General features: G+C 49.9%; 8 protein-coding genes. 6 read left to right on the forward strand and 2 right to left on the reverse strand.

Translation table 11 applies throughout. From position 1 onward, the window contains the following. Positions 1 to 6: 6 nt before the first annotated feature. Entirely contained in the window at positions 7 to 4,611 is a 4,605-nt protein-coding gene (gene gltB, locus GA003_09550) for a glutamate synthase large subunit (protein ID QXD30171.1), read from the reverse strand. 625 nt (positions 4,612 to 5,236) lie between these two features. After that, the gene (locus GA003_09555) at positions 5,237 to 6,850 is read right to left on the reverse strand and encodes an NCS2 family permease (protein QXD30172.1); all 1,614 of its coding nucleotides are present in this window, start codon (positions 6,848 to 6,850) and stop codon (positions 5,237 to 5,239) included. A gap of 90 nt (positions 6,851 to 6,940) precedes the next feature. Here GA003_09555 and GA003_09560 point away from each other — a divergent pair, with 90 nt between their 5' ends. The 6 genes from GA003_09560 to GA003_09585 all read left to right on the forward strand — a co-directional run bounded on the left by GA003_09560 (position 6,941) and on the right by GA003_09585 (position 13,182). Beyond that, a complete protein-coding gene (locus tag GA003_09560; GenBank protein ID QXD30173.1) occupies positions 6,941 to 8,530 on the forward strand; it encodes an NCS2 family permease in 1,590 nt (529 codons plus the stop codon). 11 nt (positions 8,531 to 8,541) lie between these two features. Next, positions 8,542 to 9,591 (forward strand): adenosine deaminase, encoded by a 1,050-nt coding sequence (locus GA003_09565; GenBank protein ID QXD30174.1) that lies wholly within the window; start codon positions 8,542 to 8,544, stop codon positions 9,589 to 9,591. A gap of 5 nt (positions 9,592 to 9,596) precedes the next feature. Next, on the forward strand, positions 9,597 to 10,910 hold the full coding sequence (locus GA003_09570) for a cytochrome P450 (protein QXD30175.1): 1,314 nt from the start codon (positions 9,597 to 9,599) through the stop codon (positions 10,908 to 10,910). A gap of 3 nt (positions 10,911 to 10,913) precedes the next feature. Further along, positions 10,914 to 11,273, forward strand: coding sequence for a class I SAM-dependent methyltransferase (locus GA003_09575; GenBank protein QXD30176.1), 360 nt, complete (start codon positions 10,914 to 10,916; stop codon positions 11,271 to 11,273). A gap of 186 nt (positions 11,274 to 11,459) precedes the next feature. After that, positions 11,460 to 12,803, forward strand: a complete 1,344-nt coding sequence (locus GA003_09580) for a glycosyltransferase family 39 protein (GenBank protein ID QXD30177.1) — start codon at positions 11,460 to 11,462, stop codon at positions 12,801 to 12,803. Positions 12,804 to 12,933: 130 nt separating this feature from the next. Continuing rightward, positions 12,934 to 13,182 (forward strand): hypothetical protein, encoded by a 249-nt coding sequence (locus tag GA003_09585; GenBank protein ID QXD30178.1) that lies wholly within the window; start codon positions 12,934 to 12,936, stop codon positions 13,180 to 13,182. Positions 13,183 to 13,358: the final 176 nt, after the last annotated feature.

Genomic DNA, 13,358 nt, shown 5'->3' on the forward strand with positions numbered 1-13,358 from the left:
AGGTGATTACTTAACAGCAGCAAGCTGACGCATATGCATGTCGAATGCCTCTTCGGCAATTTCTTCATCCTTTTCAAATTTGCCGGTAGCTCGTGCCTCATCCATGTATTTGAGCATGCGCTCATAATCGACAGGCATGACACGGACAAACTTACCAAGCATAGTGTCCCAATCATCAAGTATCTCCTGAGCGACATCCGACTTCGTGTTAGCCTGATGTTTCTCAATCAATGATTTCAAATCAGCGATATCTTCGTCGTTTTCGACAGGACCCAGCTTAACCATTTCCATGTTACAACGAGATGCAAAATCGCCATCACGATCCATTACGTAAGCAACTCCACCGGACATACCTGCAGCAAAATTACGACCCGTTTCGCCGAGGATTACTGCCTTACCTCCCGTCATGTATTCGCAACCATGGTCGCCTACTCCTTCAACAACGGCGGTGACTCCAGAATTTCTTACGCAGAAACGTTCACCCGCGATACCACGAATAAAGGCTTCTCCTCCGGTTCCCCCAAAGAAGGCTACGTTACCAATGATAATATTGTCCCGTGCTTTGAATGGAGCCGTGCGGTCAGGATAGACTACAAGCGTTCCGCCAGAGAGGCCTTTTCCAAAGTAATCATTCGAATCACCTTCGAGCTCGAAACGAACTCCCTTAGCGGTGAAGCAACCAAAACTCTGTCCAGCTGCACCGCGGAACTTCACATCCACGGTTCCCTCAGGAAGTCCTTCTCCTTTATATTTCTTGGAAATCTCATTCGAGAGCATCGCACCGACCGTCCGATCGGTATTAACAATATCATATTCCAGCTTAACCGGCTCTTGATTATCGAGCGAAGGCGCAGCGTCTTTGATCAGCTTCCGATCCACGATATCGTTAATCAGGTGCTCCTGATCAGTGGCCTGATGCAGACCATCTCCTTCGCGCGCATCCTCACGATAAAGAATCGGATTCAGATCGAGGTTCTTGTATTTCCAATGATCCAGTTCGTCACGGAACTTCAGAACCTGAGTTTGCCCCACCATTTCGTTGATGGTGCGGAAGCCGAGTTCGGCCATAATTTCCCGCAAGCCTTCAACCATCATGGTGAAGAAATTAATGACGTTCTCGACCTTACCATTATAGCGGTCGCGCAACTTCTTATCCTGAGTCGCAATACCAACGGGACAGGTATTCAAATGACACTTACGCATCATGATACATCCCTCAACAACCAGAGCAGCCGTAGCAACACCCCACTCTTCAGCACCCAATAAAGTGGCAATCGCCAAATCACGTGGCGTCTTTAGCTGACCGTCTGTCTGAACGACAATACGATCTCTCAAGCGGTTGCGAACCAAAGTCTGGTGCGTCTCAGCGAGCCCAAGCTCCCAAGGGAGTCCTGCGTGCTTGATAGAACTCAACGGTGAAGCTCCGGTGCCACCATCGTGACCCGCGATAAGAACAACATCAGCGTAGCCTTTACAAACTCCGGCAGCAATGGTTCCAACACCCGCTTCAGAAACGAGCTTCACATTCACGCGTGCCTTCCAATTCGCATTTTTCAGATCATAAATGAGCTGAGCCAAATCTTCGATCGAGTAAATATCATGGTGAGGCGGCGGAGAAATAAGTCCTACACCCGGTGTTGAACCTCTTACGCGGCCAATCCAGGCATCCACCTTATGACCAGGCAATTGCCCACCTTCACCCGGCTTTGCACCTTGAGCCATTTTAATCTGTAGCTCATCGGCGTTAGCCAGATAGTAAGAAGTGACTCCGAAACGACCAGAGGCCACCTGCTTAATCCGCGACTTCTTCAAGTCACCATTTTCATCAGGCTCGAAGCGGATGGGATCTTCTCCACCTTCTCCACTATTACTCTTACCACCCAAACGATTCATGGCGATCGCCAGGGTCGTGTGTGCTTCCCAGGAGATCGACCCAAAGGACATCGCACCGGTAGCAAAACGTTTGAAAATATTCTCAGCTGGTTCGACTTCTTCGAGCGGAATCGATTCCCGATCGGATGCAAACTCCATCAAACCACGGAGCGTGTATGCATCCCGAGATTGGTCATTCACTGTTTTAGCGTATTGATCGAACATTTTACGATCGTTAGCTGCAGAGGAGTGCTGAAGAAGGCGAATGGTTGTCGGATTAAAAAGATGGCGCTCACCACCGAGACGCCATGCATAGTCGCCTCCTGAATCGAGCACATTGTCTTTCACCAGATTGTCTTCCAATGGGAAACCTTCTCGGTGCTTCATAAGTGCTTCTTGAGCGATCTCGTCCAAGCCCAGGCCTTCCACTCGACTCACTGTGCCAGTGAAATACTTGTTGATCACTTCACTGCCAATACCCAGGGCCTCAAAAACCTGAGCTCCCTGATAGGATTGAAGCGTTGAGATGCCCATCTTGGAAAAGATCTTCAGCAGACCGCTGTTCACAGCCTTCTTGAATTTCTTAAAGACCTCTTCATCGCTTTGCAGTGGGTCAATAATCCCCTGCTCCTTGAGATCATGAAGCGTTCGGATCGCCAAGTAAGGATTAACCGCAGACGCACCGTATCCAAGCACGGTTGTAAAATGATGGGTCTCACGAATATCACCTGCCTCCACAATGAGATCCGCCTTGGCACGCAGCCCCTTCCGAATCAAATAGTGGTGAACGGCTCCCGTGGACAATAAAGATGGAATAGGCGCATGATCGCTATCCATCGCACGGTCGGTCAGGATTATGATTGAAAATCCATCATTAACCGCATCCTTGGCGTATCGGCAAATTCTATCGAGTGCATCCTTAAGCGCACCCGGTTCTCCGGTGGCACGGAATACACAATCAATGGTCTTTGCCTGGAAGTGGTCGTGATCGATGTAACGAATCTTTTGCAGTTCTTCGTTGGAGAGAACCGGCTGGGTTATCTCAACCTTATGACAATGCCGTGGCGTTTCATCCAACAAATTTAGTGAACCTCCCATATAGCTGCGCAGAGACATCACCATTTCTTCACGGATCGGATCGATCGGCGGATTAGTAACCTGGGCAAAGAGTTGCTTGAAATAGTTAGACAGCTGCTGAGGCCGGTCAGACAAAATAGCCAATGGATTATCAGCACCCATAGAACCCAGTGGTTCTTTTCCGGTGCCAACCATTTGCTTCAAAATGATCGTCAGATCTTCCTGCGTATAACCAAATGCCTTTTGGCGAACCTTCAGGGATTGTTCCTTCGAGAGCGGCCGTGCCTGTTCAGGAACCGCCAGGTCACCCAGCTTGATTTTGTGCTTTTCCAACCACTCGCCATAAGGCTGGCGAGAACAGATATCGGCTTTCACTTCAGCATCAGAAATAATCCGCCCTTGTTCGAGGTCAGCGATAAAGATCCTTCCTGGGCGCAAGCGACCCTTCCGAACAACCTTGGCTGGATCGACAGTCAATGAACCTGTCTCGGATCCCATGATCACCATATCGTCATCGGTGACCAAGAAACGAGAAGGACGAAGGCCATTTCTGTCCAAAGTTGCTCCAATCACTTTACCGTCGGTAAACGAAATAGAGGCGGGACCATCCCAAGGCTCCATGATACAAGAATAATACTCGTAAAATGCCCGCTTCACAGGATCCATATCTACCTGGCTCTGCCACGCTTCGGGGACGACCATCATCATCACCTGGGCAATCGGACGACCACTGAGAACCAACAGTTCAATCACCATATCCAGATTTGCTGAGTCAGACATTTTCCGATCGCAGATCGGGTGCAGCATCTTCAGCTCCTCTGGAGTGAAGTTGATGGATTCAAACATCGCTTCACGCGCCCGCATCCAATTGATATTACCCATCACGGTGTTAATTTCACCGTTGTGAGACAGGTAGCGGAAAGGCTGAGCCAGTTTCCAAGCAGGAAAGGTATTGGTAGAAAACCGGGAGTGGAACATCGCAAGCGCCGAAACGGTTCTCTCATCTTGCAACTCAAGGAAATACTGACGCACCTGATCCGTGGTAAACTGGCCCTTGTAGCTAATGGTGCTCGAAGACATCGAAGTGATGTAGAAATCCTTTTTGGAGCTCTTGATCTTCTTGTGAGCGGTATGAATCGTGTAGTTTCTCAGAACGTATAATTTCCGCTCGAACACCTCGTTGCTCATAGAGTCGGGCTTACCAATAAATACCTGCTCGATTTCCGGCTCGGTATCCAGCGCTGCCTGCCCAATCATGGAATTGTCCTTAGGCACCACCCGGTAGCCTACCAAAGAAAGCCCCAGGTCGTTGATGTGAGCAGAAAGCATCTCACGACACTTCTTACGTATATCTTTATCGGCCGGAAAAAATACCATGCCTACTCCGTAGTCACCGGGAGCAGGCAGCTCGAACCCTCGGATTGCGCAATCTTCTGCGAAAAAGTCGTGAGGAATCTGAATCAGGATTCCGGCTCCATCACCACTGGCTACGTCGTAACCTGTGCCACCACGGTGCTCCATGTTGCAAAGCATACTCAGGGCATTCTCCACGATCTCGTGCGATTTCTTGCCCTTCAAATTCGCCACGAATCCGATTCCACAGCTATCGTGTTCAAACTCAGACCGGTACAATCCTTCCGGCTTATTTTTATTGTCTATCATAATTAAAAGAGTTGGCGGTTCGCTCTCCCAGGTCTCAGGAGATCAATTACCTCTTCTAAAATGGGGGTATCAACGACACCACCGCCGCCGCATTTATAGAATTCGATAATTGGGCCTATTTACACAGCTTCTGTTTCAAAAAACAAGCAGTTTAAATTAAGAGTTTCCTCTATGTGTTAAAGTCAAGTCTAACGTTCATGAATCTGACACTGCGAGGACGCAGTTGCTCTACCTGGTCACACACAAAGTCTAAACGACCCAGAACTCTACTAACAATGGCGGGCTCGGCATCCAGCTCTACCATTAATGAGATTTGGCGAAGATGCAGGAAGTGGCTTGCCGCCGAATCCAGAAATTACAAGTGGCTCAAGGATGGGCAAATTTACCATATGAATAATTTTCAAATCTAATCCACAGGAGAGAATCCTGTTCTCCAGTCCATTTATTAAATAACGAAACCAAAACTGCTGAGAGCAAATACACTTAATTCTTCGTAGCCTTTGTTACCTTCTGTTCAATTTAAGATGGTTGAAGGTAATCCCAACCATTTCCAGCATGATTTTCGGGCAAAAATAGCGTAGTCCCACTAATTTATGGGCGACCTTACCTGTCTTTTGTTAATGAACTAATTCACTGATCCATCCTCAGTATTACTAGCTGACTCTTCGTCAACTGTCCCCGTCACAAGCGTATATCGAACCAGAAGTATCACGCCAATCGTCAGGGCATAGCCTAGCACCCAAGGCCAGGCAGCACCAACCCCAGTAGTAATATCTGTGGTAAGCACCTCATAATGGTGAACGATTCCAACCATGGCTAACAATCCCCCGACTCCGAGCCAGACTAAGAACACAAAGAATTTGCGTTCGATAATAGCGACCATCGCCGCCGCGAGAATAACCGAGGCATACAGCCATCCCTGCTCCAGCGCAAAGACGCCTTTGGCAAATAAGGTTCCCTTAGTAGTCAACGTTTCAAGCAGTTCTTCCGTATAGGGCTGGGCTTCCGAACCATAGCCCACTGAACCCAGCACTCGCTTCACGATTAAGGCCGTAAAAGCCCCCACTCCAGGAACCAGACCCGCGATAACTGCAGGGGCATGTGATCTCGGCACCGCTTGAAATGCCTGGGAACCAATCGTAAATCCGATCCATACCAGAATAGCCATACCCGCTTCGATCGGAATCACTTGAGCTAAAAACCCTAAACTCCCCGTGAAGCAAAGCAGTGCCATCAGAATACCATTCATGAGTGAATAGGATGATTCGGCACCCAGTTCTTTCCAACCCGGATGACCGATATAAATCGTCGTCGGATAAGGAGAGCCAAATAAACCGGCCAAGATCGAACCTGCCCCATTCATGGCCAAGGAAGACTTGGTATCGTAATCGTCGCCTGCCGCAGCCGCTGATTCCAAGGCCTGCAAAGATCCCAACAAATTAATGAGCCCCATCGGCAAGATCACAGCAGCGAAGGCGAGCATTTGTTTGAGCTCCAACAAAGCTTCCAGTCCATATGGCAAAGGTACATATACTCCCAGCGATAAGGTGGACGGAACCAGATGAGCGACCGGGCTTGGCATGCCAATCGCATAAGTGACCCAGGCGATGACGGATCCTACCATCAGAACCAAGAGTCCGCCGGACAGATTCCACCGCACTCTGACCGCCCCATAGAGTAAATACATGGTGAGAAATAAAGTCGGGAGACCAATCGCCGGGTAAGCGTATGCTCGGAAAGTATAGTCAGCGGCGATAAAAAACAAACCGACCGCTGCCAGCGCGGATAACAGGGCTGCTCTAGGAGTCAGCTTCCGTATCGTAGGTGCAATCCAGGAGCCAAACAGCTCAATCAATCCGGATCCCAGGCAAGCCAGCACTCCGCCCATCCAGGCAATCGTATCCGCCTCATCCTTGCTTGCTCCAGCAGAAAGGGCAATCTGCTGCGCCGGCAATAACACATAAAAGGTATAAAAGAAGATCGGCATGATATTAATGCCATAGGGCAAGGCCGTATACATCCGCCCTTCCTCTCTCGATTTACGTTTCGCCTGCCAGGAGTAAAACAGGTTTCCAAAAAGAAGACCAAAACCCATTCCCGGCAGAACTCGTTTAACAATCATCTCCTCGGAAAAACCCAGCACTGATTGGCTGAGGCTAATAATGAGTAACAGATTGACGAAATTGTTCAGAGCTAGTCCGAAAAAACCGTCCCAATCACCTTTTGTTATTTTAAGCACGCTGGACAGTGAGCAGAGTTTGCACCAATTTCAAATCAATGCTTCCACTCATCATTCTCCATTGTGCACGCTTTGTGCTTATAGCCCACCATGAAACTATTTGTTAAGGGCGACATCGACGGCTTCTTCGCCCTGGGACTCGACAACATGCTGATGCTCATTTTGATGAGCGGACTCTGCCAGGGCTTTTTGGGATTCTCAGGAGAGCTCTTCTACGGGAAGATTCTGCCAGCTACGGCAATCGGTCTGATCATCGGTAACATCTATTACGCACGCGAAGCCTTAAAACTGGCCCGACGAGAAAACCGCACCGACGTCTGCGCTCTTCCTTACGGCACGAGTATTCTGACGGTCGTGGTATTTGTCTTCCTGGCCATGTATCCCGTCCAGCAACTTTCGTTGGCGAACAGTTTGAGTAAAGAGGAAGCCGACTTAATGGCCTGGCGCGCCGGTCTACTGGCCTGCTTTGCCTCGGGCCTGATCGAGTTCTTCGGATCCTTTGTTGTTTACCATATTCGCAAATTTACGCCGCGAGCTGCACTTCTTGCGACACTCGGCGGTATCGGATTTACCTTCATCGCTTTGGACTTTGTCTTCCGCAGTTATGCCTATCCGTTGGTCGGAATTGTAACGTTGGGCATCACTATGCTGATGTATTTCGGTGGTGTGAAATTTAAATTCGGAGTTCCGGTAGGACTGGTCATTTTAGTTTTAGGAACCTGCATTGCCTGGGCCCTCTACCATTTCCAAGGCGTTGCCATCGTTCCAGGAGGCGTCCTTCAGGCTGACGTCATTGGCTTCAATATTCCCATTCCTGTCATCGGTGATCTCTTTGCAGCGTTCGGACATTTGCCACTCCTGCTTCCTGTTGTGGCACCCATCGGCATCATTCATTTGGTCCTCTCATTACAGCTTATTGAATCCGCCGAAGCGGCTGGCGACAAATACGAACCCAAATCTGCATTAGCGGTAAACGGAGCCGGCACCTTGGTCGCCGCTATGCTCGGTTCTCCGTTCCCTACCACGCTTTATATTGGTCATCCGGGATGGAAAGCACTCGGAGCTCGCGCCGGTTACTCCGTTCTCAATGCCATTTTTATGGCCATCATCTGCCTGACCGGATTAGCCACCGTCTTCTTTTACTACATTCCGGTTGAAGCCGGCATGGCGATCCTGATTTGGATCGGTGTGTCCATGATGACTCAGTCATTTGGCGCCAGCCCAAAGAAACATATCCCGGCGGTCGTTCTAGGAATCGTGCCACCCGTTGGAGCCTATGTTGCTCTGTGTATTAAACATGCGCTTTCGGCCGGTAGTATCCAAAGTGGCACTACCCTATTCGATCCCTCAATTCTTCAGACCATGATCGAAGCACGAACCTTTTTTGCCCAAGGTGTCTTCGCTATGGAGCAAGGTTATGTTTACACCTCCATGATTTTGGCTGCATCGACCGTGTGTATCATCGAACAACAATTCCGTGCCGCAGCCGCCTGGTTTTTTGCAGCCGCGATTCTTTCCATGGTTGGCCTCATGCATCAATACACCTTCACACCAGCCGACACCATTTCGGTTCTAAGATTCGAACTCAACGACTGGTTCTGGAGTTACCTGATTGTGGCAGCGATACTCTATGCCACACCCTGGCTTACCAATAAGAAAGAAATCGTAGATTTTCACTGACCAATACTTCTATGACCACTTGTAGGGACGGTGGTGACACCGTCGAAATTTCATCACGCATGACAGAAGAACAACTCATCACTTTCATCGATGCCCTGCCCAAAGCCGAGCATCACCTGCACCTGGATGGTAGCCCCAATTGGCATACCATGCACGCGATAGATCCGGACCGCTTTCCCAAGCCACCTCCGTCCTGGGAAGCCGATTTTCGCTTCGTAAATTTTGAGGCCTTCGAAGGGTACATCCGCGCCTACGCCGTTCCCTGGTTGACCAGTGCCGAGCGCTTTGCCCACACCGCTCATGAAGTTCTGCAAACCAGAGCCAAAGAAAACGTGCGTTATGCCGAAGTGAGTTTTGCCGCCCTCGCGGTGGAACGATCCGGGATCGATATTCAAGAAACGGCCAAGGCCATCCAGGATGCGTTTCCAGCTGACATGGAAACCCGGCTCTACATAGGCCTCCATCACAAGGAATTTGAAAGTGATCATAATGACTACCTGCGTCAGATCCTCGATAGCGATGAAATCGACGGTATCGACCTACATGGACCAGAAGAATTCCCCCTGCGTCCCTGGATTAAACAATTTTGGGCCGATGCCAAGAATGCCGGCAAACTCATCAAAGCTCATGCAAGTGAATTAACCGGCCCAACCGGTGTCCGTGAAGCAATCGAAGACCTGGGTGTCACAAAGATTCAGCATGGCGTTCAAGCTGCCCTCGATCCCGCTGTGGTTAAATTAGCTGCAGAGGCCGGTGCCAGCTTCGATGTATGCCCGGTCAGCAATGTAAAACTCAAGGCCGTACCCTCAATGGAGGAGCATCCCATCATGCAACTGGAAGCAGCCGGTGTCATCTGCACCATTAATTCCGACGATCCTTTGATCTTTGGTAATGACCTGCGCGACGATTACAAGATCGTCGCCGATGTGCTTGGAGCAACTCCTGCGCAACTTGCTCAATTCGCCAAGAACAGTTTTACTACTGCCGATTGGGACGAGGAAAGTATCAACGCAGCCTGCCAGGATATCGATGCCGTCCTGAGTGAACACACCATTGACTAATTCGTATGGTTTCTTCCACTACAACAGATATCCCACGTTTTTCCCCGGACACACCGGGCAACAAAGTCGACCCATTGTATTTCAAGGATCCAACGCGTACTTTCATCGAGCCTTATCGCAAACTGGGTTCCATCTTCCGCTGTAACTTCTTTGGTAACGAACAGGTTGCCCTCGGAGGTCCGGAAGCGAACAAATTTGCTTGGGGCGACCCCGAGCTCTGGGATTACTATAAGTCCAACCGCATCTTTCGCGAACAGTTCAGCGATCGCTACCTGAATCAGCTTGAGGGTGAGACCTACCTGATGAAGCGGCGACGCATCAATCAGGGTTTCAAACCCAGCATGCTCATGACCCACGTCGGAGGAATGAGTGAGGTGGTGTTTCGCGAGATTGATAAACTCAAAGGCGAGCCCACCGACTTCCGCTTGTTTTGTATGTCCCTGGTCATCTCCATGGTCAGCCAGGTGCTACTTCAGGAAGACCTGCCCGATGGCATGGACCGCATCATGGCGGTGAGTAATCAGGAAATGCTAAAGGCCAGCAGCATAGGGTGGAAACGCTGGCTTTGGTACTGGTATCCACCCAAGCGGTACAAACGACGTGTTATTTTCGATTACCTGGGCGATGTTATTGATCGACGTGAAAAGAGTGGCGTGGAAAAGGACGATATCCTGTCACTTATTCTGGCCGCCCACCCCAAAGACGAGCCACCGATTCCTCGCTACGAGTTGATCCACGATTTATCACAACTCTTCATGGGCGGGTCGACGACCTCATCCATGATCATCGGCTGGGGACTCATCGAACCGCTTCGTCATCCCAAGTGGATGGAAGCACTACAAGAAGAGTTGAAAGAATGGGACGGTAGCAACTTCATCAATATGGCGCCGTTCCAGAAACTCAAGGCCACCTGCTTAGAGATTGAACGCCTGCGCCCGGGTGTTCCGGTTTTTCCTCGTTTCGCCAAGAAAGATTTTGAATGGGAAGGCCACCCAATAAAGCGCGGTGAATCGGTCCTTCACCTTCACACACTTTGCCATTTCCTCGAAGAGCACTACGAAGATCCACTCACCTTCAACCCCCAACGTTTTCTCGACAATCCCGACCTTCCAGGTCGCGACATCCACGGCACCTACGGTGGTGGGCAGCACAAATGCGTCGGTCTCAATCTGGCCCGCGTCGCCCCGCCCCTCGCGGTCGCCAATATTCTCAAACACTACGATCTTGAATTCACACCCGAACCTTCCGGCAAGGAACAGTATTTATCCGTTACCGCTCCAAGGGAGAATTTGATGGTTCGGTTTATCCCGAAAAAGTAATTCGTGCAGGAAGATTACAATGTAAAGGTAGCCGAGCACTATGCAGCTTTCAGGCCACCCCTCCATCGCCTGATTCTCGAAAAACTCCTCACAGATGGTGAGCGACTTGAGACGGGACTCGATATTGGCTGTGGCACTGGATACTCATCCATCGCCTTGAGCGACTATTGCAATCAAGTCGTGAGACTGGATCCGAGCAAATCGATGATCGAGCAGGCAGAAGAGCAACCTTCCATCACCTATGTCCATGGCAACGAAGCAAAGCTCAAAGATTTCGACTCTAACTCCTTCGATGTGGTTACCTTTGCCGGTTCCCTCTACTATGCAAAGAACCAACTACTCTTCCGACTGATCAAGCGTTAAAATAAAAATCATTACCAATGCCCCATTTGAGACCAGTAAGTGGTTAAATATTCTTTTAATTCAGCTCGCTCTTGAATGCCTCATGTCCTTCCCGTATTCACTAAATAATGATTGTAGCCGCTCTGTTATAGCCAAGCTTACTCCAGATCACATACATCTTTAGAATCACCGAACGCTCCACACCCAATGGCAAACCTTCTCAAACGTATGTTCCTGTTTCCCTGGGGACGGTCGCTGTTTCTGATATTGGGAGTAACGATACTTGCTGCAGGATTGCGCCTTTATCACCTAGATTTTGAGCCGCTGCACGAAGACGAAATCAAACAGGCTCAGGAGATTCTGTCACCACTTACGGAAATCATACCCCTGTCATTCAAACACCAGCAACCCCCTTTAGATTATCTCATAGGAAAGGGTATAGTGATGCTCTTCCCGGCAACTGATTTCTGGCAACGATTACCGGCAGCAATATCGGGTATCATCGCGATTGCAGTTTTGGTTCTCATGCTGATTCGTTTCGGGATGCCGATGGCTGCCTTGATCGCCGGTTTATTGGCAGCCACAAATCCCCTTCTTGTTCAATATTCTCAATACCTGCGTCCCTATGGCCTTCCCGTTGGACTAGTAGTTGTGACCTTGGGCATTTATCAGCACTGGCGTCTTGGAAATCGTTCTATCTTAACTGCCATCGCATTTGCCGCATTTGCTTCCATGGCGGTCCTGTCCCGGGCTTTGATGCCTCTGTTGGCAATGGCCACACTCGGACTTATTGGATCTATTCAAACACTACAGGCAAACAACTGGAGAGTCGAACGGGCTGTTCGAAACGATCCTCTGACCAAGGTCCTGCTCCCTCTGGTGGCAATTTTCGTATGGGGACCCAGTTTCTTTTATCTGAGAAAATTTGGCAGAGGCTTCCTGGCGAGTAGCGATTATGACCTCGGTGAGAGAGTAGCAATCGCCATCGGGCACCTGATTGAATACGGGGATCAGGCGATGAATCCGATACCTCTTTTGATCACCGCGCTTCTTTTGCCTTTGGTCTGGCTTATACCATCCGCTCGACGGGCGCTCATTTCGACCCTCTACTTTTGGCTGCCCCTCTTCGCGACTGGACCCTTGTTTACACTCGCACATTCCCTGACGACACGCACGGATCAGTTCTTCACGGTCCGCTATTTGATTTTCCTTCCCTTGGCCCTCGCCATCTACTTTGAAATCGCCGCTGGAGCAGCTATTTCATCGGCGCTGCTGACTCGTCAAACGGGTTCTACCAGATGGGTTGCGGCTGGCAGCGCTGATGTTTCTTGCAGCGACTTCTACCAATCTCCAATCCACCTTCAAGTCACTCAACGAATACAATACTCCCGATTGGCCCGGAGTGGGCCGTTACATGACTCAGAATGCGATTGCCGGCGATGTCATCATGCTGATCGACACTCGGCCCTTCCGCATGGGTGCCTACAACAAGGATTTCAGATCATCACCACGTTACTACAACGGTATCGCACCGCATCTCAGACCCGATGAAATAATTCTTACCTCAGGTGGCCCCGCCGAGTCAGCCAAGCGGTATCAATTTGTAATATTTAAACCGCTTCTCGCCGAAGGAGCAAACCTGCCCGCATCATGGAGCCAAAATAAGTTTTATGAGTTTACAGTGGCAACCACACCCCCGCTGCTGTCTGACGCTGATCGCGAACAAGCATTGTGGACGATAGCGGAATACGTGCGCCCTGACACCTCGATCATGCCCCGATTGGCAGGCTACGCACTGTCCCAGCGGTCTTCCGATACGACTCAACATTACAATTGGAATGCATCGATAGAAAAAGAAGCTGAAAAACTTGGACTTTCAGCACTGGCAGAGCGTTGGATCGACCAGGCTGATTTACCCGAACAACCATAAACGACCGCCACCGACTGACTTCCAACCGAAGAAACCCTGGGAAAAGGAAATTAATTTTTAGCCCCTGGTTCCTCGTATTCCTAATTGATGTCCTAGTTATTCTCGCGTGGAGGCGCAGGGAGCTGGCAACAGCGTACTAAGTCTCGTACGGAGGCACTAACCGGAGGGACACCTCA

The organism is Opitutia bacterium ISCC 52 (genome assembly GCA_014529675.2).
In the GTDB taxonomy this organism is placed as follows: domain Bacteria; phylum Verrucomicrobiota; class Verrucomicrobiia; order Opitutales; family UBA2995; genus UBA2995.